Below are 18,771 nucleotides of genomic sequence, written 5' to 3' on the forward strand. Positions count from 1 at the left end.
TATTGGCCGCCGCGCCGGCCGCGTGGGCGAGATGGGGGACGGCCGCGCCGAGATACAGCGCGAGCCCCGACGAGAAAAATGCGGAGAAAAGCGTAGAGAAAACTGCGCAGAAAAAAGCGCCCACGAGCGCGACGCCACCCGGCGCACGCGCTCCTGAGCGCCGCGAGAAGGCAGCCGCGCGGCCGCCCCCACGCAAGCGGCGCGCAAGACGACGCGCCGCCGCCACATCAGGCATCCACGTCCCCCACCTCCTCGGCGCGGTGACACGAGACCTGGCGGCCATCCACCTCGCGCAGCTTCGGCTCCTCGCTGCGGCAACGATCGATCACGTACGGGCAGCGCTGATGGAACGTGCAGCCCGACGGCGGATTGAGCGGCGAAGGCATTTCGCCCTGCAGCTTGATCTTGATCGTGCGGTCCGCTTCGAAGATCGACGGCGTCGCCGACATCAGCGCGCGCGTGTACGGATGGCGCGGCTTCGAGAAGATGCGCTGCTTGTCGCCGAGTTCGGCGACGCCGCCGAAGTACATCACCATCACGTCGTCGGCGATATGCTCGACCACCGAGAGGTTGTGCGAGATGAACACATAACTCGTCCTGAACTGATCCTGCAGGTCCATGAACAGGTTCAGGATCTGCGCCTGGATCGACACGTCGAGCGCGGACACCGGTTCATCGGCGACCACGATCTGCGGATCGAGGATCATCGCGCGCGCAATCGCCACACGCTGACGCTGACCGCCCGAGAACATATGCGGATAACGCTTCGCATGCTCGGGCCGCAGGCCGACCGTGCGCATCATCTGCGCGATGCGTTCGGCGCGCTCGGTCGCCGTCAAGGCCGTGTTGATCGCGAGCGGCTCGCCGAGCGTCTGCTCGACGGTCTTGCGCGGATTGAGCGAGGCGAACGGGTTCTGGAACACCATCTGCACGCGCCGCCTGAGCGCCGCGATCTTCTCGTGATTCGCACCGGCCACGTCCTCGCCGTCGATCAGCAGACGGCCCGCACTCGGCGTTTCGATCATCGTCAGCTGGCGCGCGAGCGTCGACTTGCCGCAGCCGGACTCGCCGACCACCGCGAGCGTCTTGCCGCGTTCGAGCGCGAACGAGACGCCGTTCAGCGCCTTCACCGTGCCCGACGCGAACATGCTGCGCTTGACCGTGTAGTAGCGCGCGAGCCGATCGGCGACGAGCACGTGGTCGCCGGCACGATCCGGCTCGCGGCCGGTTTCGGGTACTGCGCTCATCGGGCGCCTCCTTGCGTGTGAACGTTGGCGTCCTTGTCGAGGTTCAGCGGCTTGATGCAACGCACGCGCGTGAAGTCCGCATGACCTTGCAGCGGCGTGAGCGCGGGCCGCGCCTTCAGGCAGTCGTCGGCCACGTATTTGCAGCGCGGCGCGAACAGACACCCCTTCGGACGGTCGTCGCGGCCCGGCACCATGCCCGGCAACGCCGCGAGCCGCACCGCGCCCACGTTGTGCTCGGGAATCGCGGCCAGCAGCGCTTCCGTGTACGGATGATGAGGCGCCGCGAAAATATCGGGCACCCGGTTCGTTTCGATCACCTCGCCAGCGTACATGACCGCGACGCGCTGCGCGACTTCGGAGACCACGGCCAGATCGTGCGAAATCAGCACGAGCGCCATGCCGCGTTCCTTCTGCAGGCGCATCAGCAATTCCATGATCTGCGCCTGGATCGTCACGTCGAGCGCGGTGGTCGGCTCGTCGGCGATCAGCAGCTTCGGGTTGCAGGCGATCGCCATCGCGATCATCACGCGCTGGTTCATGCCGCCCGACATCTGATGCGGAAACGCGCCGATGCGGCTCTTCGCATCGGGAATGCCGACCTGGTCGAGCAGTTCGAGCGCGCGCTTGTCCAGCGCGCCGCCGCGCAGGCCCTCGTGCAGCTTCAGCACTTCCTTGATCTGATAGCCGACCGTGTAGCTCGGGTTCAGGCTCGTCAGCGCGTCCTGGAACACCATCGCGATGTCCTTGCCGATGATCCTGCGGCGCTCCTTCGCCGAGGCCTTCAGCAGGTTCTTGCCGTCGAACGTGACTTCGTCGGCGGTGACCTTGCCGGGCGCGTCGATCAGGCCCATCAGCGCCATCATCGTCACGCTCTTGCCCGAGCCCGATTCGCCGACCACGCCGAGCACTTCGCCGGGCGCGACGTCGAGATTGATGCGGTCGACCGCGGGCAGGCCGCTGAAGTTGACCGCGAGATTGCGGATGGTCAGCAGGTTATTCATGTTCAGGCCATCCGCTTCAATTTGGGGTCGAGCGCGTCGCGCAGCCCGTCGCCGAGCAGGTTGATCGCGAGCACCGAGATCAGGATGGAGAGGCCCGGCATCGTGACGATCCACCATGCGCTGTCGATGTAATCGCGTGCCGACGCGAGCATCGCGCCCCACTCCGCCGACGGCGGCTGCACGCCGAGGCCGAGGAAGCCGAGCGCGGCGGCATCGAGAATCGCCGAGGAAAAGCCGAGCGTCGCCTGCACGATCAAAGGCGCCGTGCAGTTCGGCAGCACCTGCGAGAACATCAGCCGCAAGGTGCCGGCACCGGCCACGCGCGAAGCAGTCACGTACTCCTTCTGCAACTCGCCTTGCGCCGATGCGCGCGTGAGACGCACGTAACCCGGCAGCGCGACGATCGCGATCGCGAGCATCGTGTTGACGAGACCGGGGCCGATGATCGCGACCACCGCGACCGCGAGCAGCAGCGACGGCAGCGCGAGCAGCACGTCCATGATGCGCATGATCGGCGTGTCGGCCCACTTCTCGAAGAACGCGGCGATAAGGCCGAGCACGATGCCCGGAATCAGCGCGAGCACGACCGACACGAAGCCGATCCAGAACGACAGTCGCGCGCCGTACATCAGACGCGAGAGGATGTCGCGGCCCGCTTCGTCGGTGCCGAGAATGAACTTCCAGTTGCCGCCGTCGAGCCACGCCGGCGGAATCTTCACCGAGTCGCGGTACTGCTCGATCGGGCTGTGCGGCGCGATCAGCGGTGCGAAGATCGCGACGAAGATCAGCACGAGCACGACGATGCCTGCACCAACCGCGCCGCGGTTGCGCGAGAAGTTGGCCCAGAATTCGCGGGCGGCGAGCGCACGGCCGCTCGGCGGGGCGACCGATTGGGGAACGGTGTTTTGAATGTCAGCCATAGTGATTTACCTCGTATGGCGAATGCGCGGATTGAGCACGCCGTACAACAGATCGACGACGAGGTTCACGACGATCACCAGCGTGGCGATCAGCAGAATGCCGCCCTGCACGACCGGATAATCGCGCCGGCCGATCGCGTCGATCAGCCATTTGCCGATGCCCGGCCAGGAAAACAGCGTTTCGGTCAGCACCGCGCCAGCAAGCAGCGTGCCGACCTGCAGGCCGATCACGGTCACGACCGGAATCAATGCGTTGCGCAACGCATGCACGACGATCACCCGCGCCGGCGACAAGCCCTTCGCGCGCGCGGTGCGGATGTAATCCTCGCGCAGCACTTCGAGCATCGACGAGCGCGTCATGCGCGCAACGACCGCGAGCGGAATCGTGCCGAGCACGATCGCCGGCAGGATCAGGTGGCTCACGGCCGAGGTGAACGCGCCTTCGTCGGTCGACATCAGCGCGTCGATCAGCATGAAGCCGGTCACGTGCGGAATGTCGTATTCGACCGCGATGCGGCCCGACACCGGCGTCCAGCCGAGCTTGACCGAGAACACCATGATGAGGATCAAGCCCCACCAGAAGATCGGCATCGAGTAGCCGGTCAGCGCGGTGCCCATCACGCCGTGATCGACCACCGTGCCGCGCCGCAAGGCCGCGAACACGCCCGCCGGCAGACCGACGATCAACGCGAACAGCATCGCGCAGATCGACAGTTCGACGGTGGCGGGAAAGCGCGCGAGGAATTCGCCCATCACGCTCGTGTTGGTGATGATCGAGGTGCCGAGGTCGCCGTGCAGCGCACGGCCGATGTAGTGGACGTACTGCATCGGCAGGGGTTCGTCGAGCCCGAGGCGGTGCATCGCGGCAGCGTGCATCGCGGGATCGACGCCGCGCTCGCCCATCATCACTTCGATGGGATCGCCCGGAATCAGGTGAATCAGCGCGAACGCGAGGATCGTGATGCCGATGAACGTCGGTATCACCATGCCAATACGGCGCAAAACGAAACGGAACATGGCTCGTCCCTTTGGTCTTGTGATGAAAAAACGCAACCGGCGACGAGGGCTCGTGACCCCGGTCGCCGGACCATTTCGACCAGTTTTCTAACCGTGCGAAAAGCGTACTGCGTCAATGTTACGAATTACTTGACACTCACGCCGTCGAAACGCGCATAGCCGAGCGGTTCGATGCGCATGTCGACCACCTTCTTGCTGACCGGCTGATAGACGGTCGAGTGCGCGATCGGCGAGAACGGCAATTGCTGCGCGAAGATGTGCTGCGCGTCGCCGTACAGCTTCGTGCGCGTCGCCACGTCCGACGTCGTGCGGCCCTTCTGGATCAGATCGTCGAACGGCTTGTAGCACCACTTCGAGAAGTTGTTGCCGTTGATCGCCTCGCAGCCGAGCAGCGTGCCGAGCCAGTTGTCCGGATCGCCGTTGTCGCCGGTCCAGCCGATCAGCATCGTGTCGTCCTCGCCCGCGTGCGCGCGCTTGATGTACTCGCCCCACTCATACGTGACGATCTTCGCCTTCACGCCGATCTTGGCCCAGTCGGCCTGGATCATTTCCGCCATCAGGCGCGCGTTCGGGTTGTAGGCGCGCTGCACGGGCATCGCCCACAGCGTGATGTCGAAGCCGTTCGGGTAGCCGGCCTTCGCGAGCAGATCCTTGGCCTTGGCCGGATCGTACGAGGCGGCCGGCAGGTTCTTGACGAACGACCACTGCGTCGGCGGCATCGGGTTGGTCGCGAGCTGGCCCGCGCCCTGATACACCGACTCGATGATCGCCTTCTTGTTGATCGCCATGTCGAGCGCCTGACGCACTTCGAGCTTGTCGACCGGCTTGTGCGTCACGTTGAACGCGAGGTAGCCGAGGTTGAAGCCCGGCTGCGAAGGCATGTCGAGGTTCGGCTCGGCCTTCAGCGGCGCGATGTCGGCCGGGCGCGGATAGCTCATCACCTGGCATTCGTCGCGCTTGATCTTCTGCACGCGCACGCCGGCATCCGGCGTGATCGAGAAGATCAGCTTCGAGATCTTCACCGCGTTCGGCTTCCAGTACTCGGGATTGCCGTCGAAGCGGATCGTCGCGTCCTTCGTGTAGCTGCGGAAAATGAACGGGCCCGTGCCGACCGGGTACTGGTTGATGTCGGCGGCCTTGCCGGCCTTCAGCAGCTGATCCGTGTACTCGGCCGAGAGAATCGATGCGTATTCCATCGCCAGGTTCTGGATGAACGGCGCGTTGACTTCCTTCAGCGTGAACTTGACCGTGTACGGGTCGACCTTCTCGACCTTCGTGATCAGCTTGTCGAGGCCCATGTCGGTGAAGTACGGGAACTGCACCGGGTACGCCTTGCGGAACGGCTGGTTCGGATCGAGCATGCGCTCGAACGTGAAGATCACGTCGTCGGCATTGAAGTCGCGCGTCGGCTTGAAGAACGAGGTGGTCTGGAATTTCACGCCGTGGCGCAGATGGAACGTGTAGGTCTTGCCGTCCGGCGAGACGTCCCATTTTTCGGCGAGGCCGGGCTCGACCTTGGTGCCGCCGCGCTCGAATTCGACGAGGCGGTTATAGACGGTGAACGTATTGGCCGTGAAATCGACGCCCGTGGTGTACTGCGCCGGATCGAAGCCCGCGGGACTGCCTTCTGAGCAGTAGACGAGCGTCTTGTTCGGAATCCCCGCAGCCTGCGCGCACGTCGCGCCGATGAGAGATGCCGCTGTGGCAGCGACGAGCGTTGTCCTACGCGCGACGCGCAACAGATTGTTTTGCTTCATGTTTCCTCCAGGATCGTGGCCGGCTTGCGCCAGCGTAGCGGGATATTACTTGAGCTTGGGCCGGCCACCAAGCAGAGGAAATTCCCTCTGTTGACGATAGGAAACAGTTCAGGCAAACGTTTTGCCGCGCGCGTGAGCAGCCCGGCGCGCGCGGCTCGCAGCAAAAAACGGCGCAAAAAACGCGCCGCCCGTGCTTATTTCAAACCCACGCCCATGAATTGCGTGGGCCCGAACGGATCGATCTTAAAGCCCGTCACGTTCTTGCTGATCGGCTGATACACCGTGGAGTGGGCAATCGGCGTGAACGGCACCTGGTCCTTGAAGATCTCCTGAGCCCCGGTATAAGCCTTGGTGCGCTCGGCCATGTTGGTCGTGCTGCGGCCCTGCTTGATGAGATCGTCATAGGGCTTGTAGCACCACTTCGAGAAGTTGCTGCCGTTCACCGCGTCGCAGCCGAGCAACACGCCGAGCCAGTTGTCGGGGTCGCCGTAGTCGCCGGTCCAGCCGATCAGCATCGCCTGATGCTCGCCCGCATGCGCGCGGCGGATGTACTCGCCCCACTCGTACGTGCCGATATTCACCTTGACGCCGATCTTCGCCCAGTCCGCCTGCAGCATTTCCGCCATCAGCCGCGCGTTCGGGTTATACGGGCGCTGCACCGGCATGGCCCATAGCGACAGCTCGAAGCCATCGGGATAGCCGGCCTGCTTGAGCAGCGCCTTCGCCTTGTCGACGTCGTAGGGCGCGTCCTTCAGATTCTTGTCGTAGCCCCATTGCGTCGGCGGCATCGGGTTGGTCGCGAGCTGGCCCGCGCCCTGGTACACCGACTCGATGATCGCCTTCTTGTTGATCGCCATGTCGAGCGCGCGGCGCACGAGCACGTTGTCGAGCGGCTTCTTCGTCGTGTTGTAGGCGATATAGCCGAGGTTGAAGCCGACTTCGCTCGGCATCGCGAGCGACGGGTCCGCCTTCACGGCGGCAATGTCGGCCGGACGCGGATAGCTCATCACCTGGCATTCGCCGCGCTTGAGTTTTTGCAGACGCACGGCCGGATCGACCGTGATCGAGAAGATCAGCTTGCCGACCTTCACGATGCCCGGCTTCCAGTAGTCGGGATTGCCGTCGAAGCGGATCGTGTCGTCCTTCGTGTAGCTGCGGAAGATGAACGGCCCCGTGCCGACCGGGTACTGGTTGATGTCGGACGCCTTGCCCGCCTTCAGCAGCTGGTCGGCATATTCGGCCGACAGGATCGACGCGAACGGCATCGCGATCTGCTGCAGGAACGGCGCGTCGACTTCCTTCAGCGTGAAGCGCACCGTGTACGGGTCGACCTTCTCGATCTTCGCGATGTTCTTCGCGAGGCCGAGGTCGTTGAAATACGGGAAGTTGACCGGATACGCCTTGTGGAACGCATTATCGGGATCGAGCATGCGCTCGTAGGTAAAGACGACATCGTCCGCGTTGAATTCGCGGGTCGGCTTGAAGAACGAGGTGGTCTGGAATTTGACGCCGTGGCGCAGATGGAACGTGTAGGTGAGATTGTCCGGCGAGACGTCCCACTTTTCGGCGAGGCCCGGCTCGATGTCGGTGCTGCCGCGCGCGAATTCGACGAGCCGGTTATAGACCGTGTACGAGCCGGCGGTAAATTCGACGCTGGTCGTGTATTGCGCGGTGTCGAAGCCGGCCGGACTGCCTTCCGAGCAGAAGATGAGCGTCTTGTCGGGCAGCGTGGCCGCCTCGGTCGAGGCAGGCGCGAGGCTGGCCGTGGCGAGCGCGCATGCGGCGAGAGCGGGAAGGCAGAACTCATGAAGCGTCAACCATCGTTGTGCCGCAGTCTTTCTTGTCACTGTCATATCGTCCTCCGCAGTAGCCTGGGTGGCTGCGTTTTTCGATCATAGACAGCACAAAATCGAGCTTCAACAGGTACTTACCACGCTGTTGGCGACAAATTCCCGCCTCGATCGCACCTCGCGCGAGGGTTTTTCCTGGGACAAGCGCGATGGCATGGCAGCTGGTTCAGGCGGTTTGCCGGCTGGCGCAAGACGCCTTCAAGGCGTGCTGGGATAGGGAGTGCGCGAAGCCGCGCGACCGTTGCGGCCGCGCGGAAGCCGATGGGTTGGCCGTGCGCTCGGGACGGTTACGCTCGCGGACGACGGCCCGCGGGCGCCAGTCCCGCGCTCAGGCGCCGAGCCGCTCGCAGATCGCCCGGGTGGCAGCGGCGGCGTTCAGCGTGTAGAAGTGCAGACCCGGCACCTTCGCATCGACGAGGCGCTGGCACAGGTTCGTCACCACGTCGAGCCCGAACGCGCGGATCGACTCGCGATCGTCGCCGAAACTCTCGAGCCGGCGAGCAACCCAGCGCGGCACTTCGGCGCCGCACATTTCGGAGAAGCGCATCAGCTGCGAGAAGTTCGTGATCGGCATGATGCCCGGCACGATCGGCACGTCGACGCCGAGCTTCCTCGCATCGTCGACGAAACGGAAGTACGCGTCCGCGTTGAAGAAGTACTGCGTGATCGCGGAGTTCGCGCCGGCCTTCACCTTGCGCGCGAAGTTTTCGAGATCGTGACGCGGCGAGCGCGCCTGCGGATGGTATTCCGGATAGCCGGCCACCTCGATCCAGAACCAGTCGCCGAACTCGGCGCGAATGAAGCTGACGAGTTCCGACGCATAGCGCAGCTCGCCGACCGAGCCCATGCCCGAGGGCAGGTCGCCGCGCAGCGCGACGATATGGCGGATGCCGTGCGCGCGGTACTCGTTGAGGATCGCGCGCAGGTTGTCCTTCGACGAGCCGACGCACGACAGATGCGGCGCGGCCTCGAGGCCTTCCTTCGCCATCTCGATGACGGTGTCGAGCGTGCCCTGTTGCGTCGAGCCGCCCGCGCCGAACGTCACGGACACGAACTTGGGTTTGAACGGCACGAGTTGCGCGCGCGTCGCGCGCAGCTTGTCGAGGCCGTCCTGGGTTTTCGGCGGAAAGAATTCGAATGAGAGTTCGATCGGATTCATGATTCAGTGGGTCAACCGAGACTGCGGTTGCCGAAGATAAGCGCGGACAGCAGCCACGACACGATGCTGTACAGGATCGAGCCGAAGAACGCCGACCAGAAGCCCGACACCTCGAAGCCCTTCAGCAGCGACGCGCACAGCCAGAAGCACAGCGCGTTGACCACCAGAATGAAGAGCCCGAGCGTGAGAATCGTGACCGGCAGCGTCAGCAGGATCAGCACCGGCCGCAGGACCGCGTTGATGAGGCCGAGCACGACCGCGACGATCAGCGCCGTGCCGAAGCTGCGGATATGGATCGACGGGACGAGGTAGGTGATGATCAGCAGCGCGAGCGCGTTGATGAGCCAGGTGAGCAGCACGGTCATGGAGAACTCCTTGTGGGCCGGATGTCCGTTGAACGAAAAAAAGACGGCTAGAGGCGAGCCGGGCGAGTGAACAAAGCGGCGCATGATGCGCCGCCCCGTTCCGGTGATGCCCTTGCGCCCTGGCGACGTTGCGCCTGCGTAGCCGCCCGCGTGCCGATGAGCCAGCGCGCACCGAAGTGCGCGCGCGTGCTCAATAGCGGTAGTGGTTCGGCTTGAACGGACCGTTCTTGTCGACGCCGATGTAGCCGGCCTGCTCGTCGGACAGCACGGTCAGGTTCGCGCCGATGCGCGCGAGGTGCAGACGCGCGACCTTCTCGTCGAGATGCTTCGGCAGCACGTACACCTTGTTCTCGTACTTCGCGCCCTGCGTGAACAGTTCGATCTGCGCGAGCGTCTGGTTCGTGAACGAGTTCGACATCACGAACGACGGGTGGCCCGTCGCGCAGCCGAGGTTCACGAGGCGGCCTTCGGCCAGCAGGATCACGCGCTTGCCGTCCGGGAAAATGATGTGGTCGACTTGCGGCTTGATGTTTTCCCACTGGTACTGGCGAGTCGACGCAACGTCGATTTCCGAGTCGAAGTGGCCGATGTTGCAGACGATCGCGTTATGGCGCATCGCCTTCAGGTGATCGTGGTTCAGCACGTGGTAGTTGCCGGTGGCTGTCACGAAGATGTCGGCCTTGTCGGCCGCGTATTCCATCGTCACGACGCGGTAGCCTTCCATCGCCGCCTGCAATGCGCAGATCGGATCGATTTCGGTCACCCACACCGTCGCGCCGAGACCGCGCAGCGATTGCGCGCAGCCCTTGCCCACGTCGCCGTAACCGGCCACGACCGCGATCTTGCCCGCAATCATCACGTCGGTCGCGCGCTTGATGCCGTCGACGAGCGACTCGCGGCAGCCGTACAGGTTGTCGAACTTCGACTTCGTGACCGAGTCGTTGACGTTGATCGCCGGGAACGGCAGGCGGCCTTCCTTCTCCATCTGGTACAGACGGTGCACGCCGGTGGTGGTTTCCTCGGTGACGCCCTTGATGTGCGCGAGGCGCTTCGAGTACCACGCCGGATCGGCATCGAGGTGCGTCGCGATCGACTTGTACAGTGCGACTTCTTCCTCGTTGGTCGGCTTCGCGATCACCGAGCGGTCTTTCTCGGCCTTCGAGCCGAGGATCAGCAGGAGCGTGGCGTCGCCGCCGTCGTCGAGGATCATGTTGGCGAACTCGCCGTTCGGCCATTCGAAGATGCGGTGCGAGAACTCCCAGTATTCGTCGAGCGATTCGCCCTTGAACGCGAACACCGGCGTGCCGGCCTGCGCGATCGCGGCGGCGGCGTGGTCCTGGGTCGAGAAGATGTTGCACGAGGCCCAGCGCACGTCGGCGCCGAGCGCGGTCAGCGTCTCGATCAGCACGCCGGTCTGGATCGTCATGTGCAGCGAACCTGCGATGCGCGCGCCCTTCAGCGGCTGCTGCGCCTTGTATTCTTCACGCGTTTGCATGAGCCCGGGCATTTCGGTCTCGGCAATCGTGAGTTCCTTGCGGCCCCAGTCGGCCAGCGACATGTCGGCAACGAGGTAATCCTGGTTCTGGGAATCGATGACTGCGGCGTTCATCACGCCCTCCTTTCTAAGAAATTGACTAGAAATGTGACGTGAGCGCGGTTCGATGCGGGGGATGGGATGCCGCAACGCGCATCCGGCCCTCCGATTGAAGCCTTCGAGCCTGGCGGGCGGCCGGCGAATAGGGATTCGCGGTACCCGTCGCAACGCTCCTCGAAGACGAACGGCGATTGTAGCAAATCGGCATGGCATCTGGCATGACAGACGCCGTCGCGCCATCAATGCCATGACTTACAATCGCCCGAATCATTCCTATCTGGAATCTGGAGACAGGATCATGGAGCTGCGTGCGCTGCGCTATTTCGTCGAAGTGGTCCGTCAGCAGAGCTTCACCGTGGCCGCCGAGCAGATGTTCGTCACGCAGCCGACCATCAGCAAGATGGTCAAGTCGCTGGAAGACGAGATCGGCTCGCCGCTTCTGCTGCGCGACGGCCGCCAGATGGTGCTCACCGACGCCGGCCGGATCGTCTATCAGCGCGGCCAGGACGTGCTGGCCGCGCATGCGCAGTTGCAATCCGAACTCAACGATCTCGACACGCTCGGGCGCGGCGAACTGACGATCGGCATCCCGCCGATGGGCGGTGCGCTGTTCACGCCGGCGATTGCCGCGTTCCGCCAGCGCTATCCGAAGATCGAACTAAAGCTGTTCGAGCAGGGTTCGCGCGCGATCGAAGCGGCGCTGATCGATGGCGAGCTCGAATTGGGCGGTGTGCTGCAACCGGTCGATCCCGAGCATATCGACGTGCTACCGATCTCGCGTCAGTTGCTCTGGCTCGTCGCGCGCAACGGCTCGCGTTGGGATGCACTGCGCGCAGTGCCGCTCGCGCAGCTCGCGAACGAACCATTCGTGTTCTACGGCGAGAGCCTCGCGCTCAACGACGTCGTGCTCAACGCGTGCCGCGCGGCTGGTTTCGCACCGACGATCGTCGGGCGCAGCGGGCACTGGGATTTCATGGCGGCGCTGGTGCTCGCCGGGGTCGGCATCGCGCTCCTGCCCGCGCCGTATTGCCGGCGGCTCGATCCCGCGCAGTTCACCTGCCTGCCGGTCGTCGAGCCGGAGATTCCGTGGGAAATGGCGATCGGCTGGCGCCGCAACGGCTATCTGTCGCATGCGGCGCGCGCGTGGCTCGACCTCGCGCGCGAAACGCTGCCGGCACAGGTCAACGATGACTTCATGCTCGGGCCGGGGATTGGCTTGAACGGAATTGCGACGGCGGGTGGCGCGTCAACGTCTGCGGCCGAATGACGTGCGGTGGAAGGCCTGGATGCGTGGCGCGTTAGTTGGTTAGCTCCTTAGTTTGGCCAGGCGTTTGCGTCGCTGCGCATCGGTTGCCGTGGTGCTCTCGAACCTTTCGCCATCACCTCGTCAGCCTCACGTCACATCACCTCACATCACCTCACGCCGCGCGCGCCGCCACGCCACTCACGCTACCCACACCGCTCACGGCCCGCAGCGCGCCCTCCCCTTCCCGCCGGCTCGCCGCGATCAACTCGGCCGCGCGCTCGCCGATCATCACCGTCGGCGCATTGGTGTTGCCGCCGATCAGCGTCGGCATCACCGATGCATCGACGATCCGCAGCCCGCTCACACCCCGCACGCGCAATTGCGGATCGACGACCGAGCGCGCGTCGCCGCCCATGCGGCACGTCGCGACCGGGTGATAGATCGTGTCGGCATGCCTCGCGATAGTCTGACGCAACTCCGCATCCGATTGCCCCGGCCGCGTGTACAGCTCCTGACCGCCATACAGCGCGAGCGATGGCGCATCGAGAATGCGCCGCGCCATCTTCACGCCGTCGACGAGCAGATCGAGATCGCGCGTATCGCCGAGGAAGCACGGATCGATCAGCGGCGCGACGCGCGCATCGGCGCTCGCGAGCGTGACCGTGCCGCGGCTATGCGGACGCAGCACGCACACGTGCAGCGAATAGCCGTGGCCCCAATGCATGTGGCGATTGTGATCGTCGACGAGCGCGGCGCAGAAATGCAGTTGCAGATCGGGCCGTTCGAGCGTCGGCCGGCTCTTCAGAAAGCCGCCGGCCTCGGCCACATTGCTCGACAGCATGCCGCGCCCATGCCGCATGAACGTGACGAATTGCGGCAGCATCCGCGCGATGCCGCGCACCGAGAAGCCGGTTGGCTCGATCGACTTCGTGCGCTTGTTGATCGTGAAATCGACATGATCGATGAGGTTGCGGCCGACGTCCGGCGCATCGTGCAATACGTCGATGCCGAGCGAGCGCAATTGCGCGGCCGGCCCGATGCCCGAGCACATCAACAGTTGCGGCGAATTGAACGCGCCCGCGGCAAGCACGACCTCGGCGCGCGCTTCGAGCGTTTCGGTGCGGCCGCCGCGCACGATTTCGACGCCGCTCGCGCGCTTGCCGTCGAAGACGACGCGCAGCACGGTCGCATCGGCGATCATGTGCAGATTCGCGCGCGGCCGGTCGTAGATATAGGCACGCGCCACGCTGCAACGACGGCCGTCGCGCTGCGTCACCTGATAGAAGCCGATACCTTCCTGGTCCGCGCCGTTGAAATCGCGATTCGGTTTGTAGCCCGCTTCGAGCGCGGCCTGCACGAAGCGTTTCGAAAACGGATTCTGGAAGCGCAGATCGGATACGCTCAGCGGCCCCGTGTCGCCGTGCCATGCATCGGCGCCGCGCTCGTTGCCTTCGGCGCGGCGAAAATACGGCAGCACGTCGGCCCATGACCAGCCCGCGCAGCCGAGCTGCGCCCATTCGTCGTAATCGAGCGGATGGCCGCGCGTGTAGATCATCGCGTTGATCGCACTCGATCCGCCGAAGCCGCGTCCGCGCGGCTGATAACCGCGCCGCCCGGCGAGCCCCGGCTGCGGCGTGGTCAGATAGCCGTAGTTGGTCTTGAGCCGGTTCGGCACCACGGCCGCGACGCCCACAGGCATGTTCACGAGCAGATTGCGCCCGGTGTGCGGACCGGCTTCGATCAGCGCGATGGTCGCATCGGGGCAGCTATCCGCGAGCCGGCTCGCGAGCGAGCAACCACCCGAGCCCGCCCCGACGATGATGTAGTCATATTGCATGCGCTCCTCCTGATGGACCGCGTGGCGCGCGGACCCTGTCTCGTGCACAGTTGTCTACGTGTGTTTTCTGCGCATTGTAGGGAGCGTTGCGGAGGCTGCGGCGGCTTCGGGACAGAGCGATTCCTCTAAACGCCGGTACCGTCGCGCCCCTATGATGAACGACGCGCGCGGCATGCATACGCGGCCGCCAACCGGTCACAAGCCGGCCGCGCGAGGCATTCAAACATGACGCGGTGCGCGCCATCCCCCTCGCACGCGGCGTCACACGTAGCGATCAAACAGATGCATGGCCGACCAGTGCCAGCGAACCAGCAAACTCATCAGCGCGGCCCACGCGCACCGTCATCGATCAGGGAGTGGACTCGGATGAAAAACGATCTGCCGGAGGTCGCCGCGCTCGAAGCGCTGCTGCGCGATCAGCGTCACGCGTATCTGCGCGAGCCGTATCCGTCGTGGGACGCGCGCGCGGCGCATCTGCGTGCGCTGCGCAAGCTCATGCTCGACCATCGCGACGCGCTCGCCGAGGCGATGCATACCGACTTCGGCAATCGCTCAAAGCAGGAAGTGCTGCTCGCCGAATTCCTGCTCGTGAAGGAAGAGATCGATGCCGCGCTGCGCCACGGCAAGCGCTGGATGAAAGCACAGCGCCGCAGCACCAACAAGTGGCTGCTGCCCGCGCGCGCGAAGGTGGTGCCGCAGCCGCTCGGCGTGGTGGGCATCATCGTGCCGTGGAATTATCCGGTGCTGCTCGCGGTCGGGCCGCTGATCAGCGCACTGACGGCCGGCAATCGCGCGATCATCAAGATGTCCGAACTCACGCCGCGCACCTCGGCGCTATTCGAGCAGTTGATCGGTCAGACCTTCGCGCGCAATCACGTCGCGGTCGTCAACGGCGATGCGGCGCTTGCCGCCGCGTTCAGCGCGCAGCCGTTCGATCATCTGCTCTTCACCGGTTCGACGAAGGTCGGCCACGAGGTGATGCGCGCGGCGGCCGAGCATCTGACGCCGGTCACGCTCGAACTCGGCGGCAAGTCGCCGGCGATCATCGGCGCGCAGGCGCGCTTCGACAACGCGGTCGACAACCTCATCGCCGGCAAGACGCTCAACGCGGGGCAGACCTGCATCGCGCCCGACTACGTGCTGGTGCCGCGCGGCAAGGAGCAGGCGTTCATCGAGCGGGCGCGCGTGCGCATGGCGAAGATGTACCCCGACTTCATCCGGAATCCTGATTACACGTCGATCATATCGGCGAGTCACTTCGAGCGGCTCGAACGTCTCGCCGACGAAGCGCAGGCTGCCGGCGCGCAACTGCATGCGCTGACCGACGCGGTGCCCGATGCCGGGAGCCGGCGTTTTCCGTTGATCGCGGTGACGGGCGCGCCGGACGAATGCGCGCTGATGCAGGAGGAGATTTTCGGGCCGCTGCTGCCGCTGGTGCCATACGACACGCTCGACGACGCGATCGCGTGGATCAATGCGCGGCCGCGGCCGCTCGCGCTTTATCTCTATGCCGACGATACGGGCACGATCGAGCGCGTGACGCATGAGACGATCGCGGGCGGGATGGCGGTGAACGAAACGCTGATGCATCTCGCGTGTGAGAGTTTGCCGTTCGGCGGGGTGGGCGCGAGCGGCATGGGGGCGTATCACGGTTATGAGGGGTTTGTGACTTTCTCGAAGATGAAGCCGGTGTTGACGCAGGCGCGGTTCAACGCGCGAGGGTGGATTGCGCCGCCTTATGGGAGGCGGGTGGAGGTTTTGTTGAAGTTAATGATGAAGGTTTAGGGGCCCTGTGCAGGGCTGGGCTTTTTTGGCGTTGTTCTGGTTTTGTTGGCCTTTCTTTGTTTTCTTGTCGGGGTATTGGTGTTGGCCCTGTGCGGGGCTTCTTTGTCTTTGTTCTCTGCGGTGTTGGCCTTTCCTTGTGTTCATGCCGGTCTATTGGCGTTGCCCCTGTGCGGGCGATTTTGCTTGTTCATAGCGTGCGTTGACGTATCATTGAGCACACAAAACCATTGAAAATCAATGAGTTACTGTTCATGATGCGTCGCGTAGTGCATAGCCGTTCACGGCGTGCATTGTCCTGAAATTGTCCAAAGGGAACACGCAATGGCAAACCACCAGAAACACAAAATCGACCGCGCGTTCATGCGCGCCCTGAACACGACTGCCGCGAAGGAATATCGTGGCCGCGCCATCATGGCACGGGCCAAGATTGAGGGGGCGCAAACTCTTGACAGTGTTTTGCAAATCCGAATGGGAATAAGGGGTACGCTGGAAGCCCCAAACCATAACTGGAATCGCAATGGCAGATATTTTTCTCAAAATTGACGGTATTGCGGGCGAATCGCAAGATGCGACACACCCTGATGAAATTGAGGTTCTTGGCTGGAACTGAAACGTTACGCAGAAGTCCAGTATGCATTCTGGTTCAGGTGGTGGGGCGGCAAAGGCTTCGGTTTCGGATTTGAACTTTACGCATACGATTGACCGGGCAAGCCCCAATCTTGCGAGCTACTGCTTTCAGGGAAAACATATTCTAAAAGTGGTGTTGACCATGCGCAAAGCTGGTGGTTTGCCGCTTGAATACCTGAAATACACCATGTCTGATGTAATCATCACGCACGTGGAACCGGCGGCTGGAGACAGATTGGCGCTAGAACATGTTGCGCTGTCGTTTGCCCGGTTGAAGAAAGAGTATGTGGTGCAAGGCGTAACTGGCGGCAGTCAAGGCACGGTGACCGCACTAATCGACGTGAAGCAGAACACGGCGACCTGACCGGGGCATCTATGAACGACTATGAAAGTCTGATAAGCAATGACGCGCCACCAAGACAGATTAATCTTTATAGCTATGGGACGCTAAAGGATTTAACCCCGATTGAGCTTTATTTGTGCCTATTGACTGAAGAGGCGGCGAAACAATTTGGAACACAAGACGTTGTTGCCGTGATGTCGCTCATACTGGGGTATCCATTTTTGAGCACACGTGCGAAATTCAGAGGGGCAACTCCGGGTGTATCGGTGGCATCACTTATTTGTCGGGAACTGATTGATATCCGCCTAAAGAAAGCTTACTTGCCCGCTATTACAGGGACAATTTTCAGTCTAAAAATATCGTGGACGAATAACGTCGGAGCCTTTGTTGGTCGGACTATTCCTGAAATTGGGTGGGTGATTGGTATTTGTGATGTTGTGGTGATAAGCACGAAAACGACCTTGCGCTACAACACCATCGTAAAACCGGAGGACAGATTAAATGATGCAACAGTCGGAACCCTCGGATAATCTGCTTCAATTTGTAGAGAAACAGGCGGGATTGTGGCGAAAGCACACGTTAACTCTCTCCACAAAGATTGAGCGAGATTTGGGGGTCACGGGAATTGATGCGGATGAATTCATGGAGGCATTTTTTCGGGAATTCGACGTTGCGTCAGGGGACTATGACGGTGGGCGATACTTCGGTCCGGAAGGGCTTGAGGTTGGTCTGTCGTGTATTGGGCGATGGCTTGACCGGCGTCGTGGAGTAAAGCGATTCCCGAAGGAGGAGTTAACGCTAGGAATGCTCCAACATGCCATTGACCTCGGCGTATGGGACAGCGAAAGGTTGAAGGAAGAGGCGGACACGCAGTCCGACCGTCCCAACGAAGATACCGACTGACGACCGGCGCGCCGAAAACCACGTCTTCACCCATACGCGCCGATACCCCGACCGCTTGAATCCCGGCCCGCTGTGCCGCTCGCGCGGGTCGGGGCATACGTTGCCCTTCAACCATCGCCAAGTCGTCAGAAGCCCGCTAAACGCGTCTGCCGGATTCCTGCCGAACTTGTCCGCATATTGTCCTGAACGCAAATAAAAACGTCTTTTCTACATGCGTTCGATTCGCGCAAAGTCTTTCCTGACAAGGCTTCTGGCGATACAGCGTCGTTTTTCGTAATTTCCCCTGTGCGGGGCGGCACCAATAGACCGACATGAACACAAGGAAAGGCCAACAAACCCAGGAACAACGACAAAAAAGCCCAGCCCCACACAGGGGCAACACCACTAGAACAACGAAAAAACCTACACAAACGTATCCACCAACCCCACAGCCTGCCGCACGGCAACAACCTCACCACTATCAGACGCCCCGCCCCCGGCAATGGCACCACCACCACTGCCACCCGAAGACTTCCCTCCCGAACGCCCACTCGACCCCGCGTTCTGCTGTCCGCCGCCCTGCCGGGCAAACCCATCACTCACACTCGCGCTTCCGAGCCCGATGCCATTGGACTCCATCGCCTCCCGCAGCTTCGGCAAAGCCGCCTCGACCGCCTCCCGCACCGACTGGTGCTGCGAAACAAAAAGCGCATGCGCATGGTTATCGGCCACCTGCAATACGACCTGCAACGGCCCGAGATCCTTCGGATTCAACGTCAGTTCGGCACTCTGCGAATGCGCATTCGACAAGAACACCACCTTCTGACTCAGCGCCTCCTCCCAATCGCTCGTGCCGACCTGCGGCGCCAACGCATTCGCAGCAGCAGCCGCGGCACTCGCGTTGCCCGTGCTCTGCACCGCGGCCGTCGTACTCGCGGCATTGGCCGCCGCCTGCGTCGCGGCAAGCGCGGCACTCGACGCATCGGCCTCGTTGCGCGCCGTCGCGAGATTGTCAGCCTGCGCGCTGCTGGATGCAGCCGCGGTCAAGGCATCGGCGGCCGACTTCGCTGTCGCCGGATCGCTGAGCGCGGTCGCGGCGGCGCCCGTCGATGCGGCATGGCTCGCGCCCAAGCCCTTGCCG

General features: G+C 63.1%; 16 protein-coding genes, 1 pseudogene and 1 riboswitch. Of the genes and pseudogenes, 6 read left to right on the forward strand and 11 right to left on the reverse strand.

Features of this window, described 5'->3' with window-relative positions; genetic code table 11:
• Nucleotides 1-227: 227 nt before the first annotated feature.
• From GXB81_RS26525 to ahcY, 9 genes are all read right to left on the reverse strand, one after another.
• Nucleotides 228-1,247: a peptide ABC transporter ATP-binding protein gene (locus GXB81_RS26525; protein ID WP_205990760.1), complete on the reverse strand. Its 1,020-nt coding sequence runs from the start codon at nt 1,245-1,247 to the stop codon at nt 228-230.
• Complete coding sequence (locus tag GXB81_RS26530) at nt 1,244-2,248, reverse strand: ABC transporter ATP-binding protein (RefSeq protein WP_167284431.1); 1,005 nt, start codon at nt 2,246-2,248, stop codon at nt 1,244-1,246. The genes GXB81_RS26525 and GXB81_RS26530 overlap by 4 nt, the downstream gene beginning before the upstream one ends.
• A 2-nt stretch (nt 2,249-2,250) precedes the next feature.
• The gene (locus GXB81_RS26535) at nt 2,251-3,168 is read right to left on the reverse strand and encodes an ABC transporter permease subunit (protein ID WP_167047441.1); all 918 of its coding nucleotides are present in this window, start codon (nt 3,166-3,168) and stop codon (nt 2,251-2,253) included.
• A 6-nt stretch (nt 3,169-3,174) separates the two neighbouring features.
• Nucleotides 3,175-4,185 carry an ABC transporter permease subunit gene (locus GXB81_RS26540; protein WP_167047438.1) on the reverse strand — a complete coding sequence of 337 codons (1,011 nt, stop codon included), beginning with the start codon at nt 4,183-4,185 and terminating at the stop codon, nt 3,175-3,177.
• Nucleotides 4,186-4,310: 125 nt separating this feature from the next.
• Nucleotides 4,311-5,942, reverse strand: coding sequence for an ABC transporter substrate-binding protein (locus GXB81_RS26545; RefSeq protein ID WP_167047435.1), 1,632 nt, complete (start codon nt 5,940-5,942; stop codon nt 4,311-4,313).
• Between the two features lie 194 nt (nt 5,943-6,136).
• Nucleotides 6,137-7,795, reverse strand: a complete 1,659-nt coding sequence (locus tag GXB81_RS26550; protein WP_167047432.1) for an ABC transporter substrate-binding protein — start codon at nt 7,793-7,795, stop codon at nt 6,137-6,139.
• A 325-nt stretch (nt 7,796-8,120) separates the two neighbouring features.
• Nucleotides 8,121-8,951 carry a methylenetetrahydrofolate reductase [NAD(P)H] gene (gene metF / locus GXB81_RS26555; RefSeq protein ID WP_167047429.1) on the reverse strand — a complete coding sequence of 277 codons (831 nt, stop codon included), beginning with the start codon at nt 8,949-8,951 and terminating at the stop codon, nt 8,121-8,123.
• A gap of 11 nt (nt 8,952-8,962) precedes the next feature.
• Nucleotides 8,963-9,316: a phage holin family protein gene (locus GXB81_RS26560; protein ID WP_167047426.1), complete on the reverse strand. Its 354-nt coding sequence runs from the start codon at nt 9,314-9,316 to the stop codon at nt 8,963-8,965.
• 190 nt (nt 9,317-9,506) lie between these two features.
• Nucleotides 9,507-10,925 (reverse strand): adenosylhomocysteinase, encoded by a 1,419-nt coding sequence (gene ahcY / locus GXB81_RS26565; RefSeq protein WP_167047423.1) that lies wholly within the window; start codon nt 10,923-10,925, stop codon nt 9,507-9,509.
• Nucleotides 10,926-10,958: 33 nt separating this feature from the next.
• Nucleotides 10,959-11,092, reverse strand: a riboswitch (S-adenosyl-L-homocysteine riboswitch).
• A 116-nt stretch (nt 11,093-11,208) separates the two neighbouring features.
• Here ahcY and GXB81_RS26570 point away from each other — a divergent pair.
• A complete protein-coding gene (locus tag GXB81_RS26570) occupies nt 11,209-12,177 on the forward strand; it encodes a LysR family transcriptional regulator (protein ID WP_167047420.1) in 969 nt (322 codons plus the stop codon).
• 151 nt (nt 12,178-12,328) lie between these two features.
• Here GXB81_RS26570 and GXB81_RS26575 read toward each other — a convergent pair whose 3' ends face one another.
• Entirely contained in the window at nt 12,329-13,993 is a 1,665-nt protein-coding gene (locus tag GXB81_RS26575) for a GMC family oxidoreductase N-terminal domain-containing protein (protein WP_167284428.1), read from the reverse strand.
• Nucleotides 13,994-14,359: 366 nt separating this feature from the next.
• On the opposite strand from GXB81_RS26575, the gene GXB81_RS26580 reads away from it, so the two are divergent.
• The 5 genes and pseudogenes from GXB81_RS26580 (at nt 14,360) to GXB81_RS26600 (ending at nt 17,651) form a co-directional block, all read left to right on the forward strand.
• Nucleotides 14,360-15,778, forward strand: coding sequence for a coniferyl aldehyde dehydrogenase (locus tag GXB81_RS26580; RefSeq protein WP_205990761.1), 1,419 nt, complete (start codon nt 14,360-14,362; stop codon nt 15,776-15,778).
• Between the two features lie 321 nt (nt 15,779-16,099).
• Nucleotides 16,100-16,321, forward strand: a complete 222-nt coding sequence (locus GXB81_RS26585) for a hypothetical protein (RefSeq protein WP_167284426.1) — start codon at nt 16,100-16,102, stop codon at nt 16,319-16,321.
• A pseudogene (locus GXB81_RS26590) lies at nt 16,296-16,769 on the forward strand (type VI secretion system tube protein Hcp). The gene GXB81_RS26585 and the pseudogene GXB81_RS26590 overlap by 26 nt, the downstream one beginning before the upstream one ends.
• Nucleotides 16,770-16,780: 11 nt before the next feature.
• Nucleotides 16,781-17,278, forward strand: a complete 498-nt coding sequence (locus tag GXB81_RS26595) for an STM2901 family protein (RefSeq protein WP_205990762.1) — start codon at nt 16,781-16,783, stop codon at nt 17,276-17,278.
• Nucleotides 17,250-17,651 (forward strand): DUF1493 family protein, encoded by a 402-nt coding sequence (locus GXB81_RS26600; protein WP_241016529.1) that lies wholly within the window; start codon nt 17,250-17,252, stop codon nt 17,649-17,651. Before GXB81_RS26595 ends, GXB81_RS26600 begins: the two co-directional genes overlap by 29 nt.
• A gap of 402 nt (nt 17,652-18,053) precedes the next feature.
• Here the strand turns inward: GXB81_RS26600 and GXB81_RS26605 are convergent.
• Nucleotides 18,054-18,771 (reverse strand): flagellar hook-length control protein FliK (locus tag GXB81_RS26605; protein WP_205990763.1); only part of this gene is annotated, 718 nt, incomplete at its 5' end.

The sequence above is a fragment of the Paraburkholderia sp. Ac-20336 genome, from assembly GCF_017105025.1.
Lineage (GTDB): Bacteria > Pseudomonadota > Gammaproteobacteria > Burkholderiales > Burkholderiaceae > Paraburkholderia.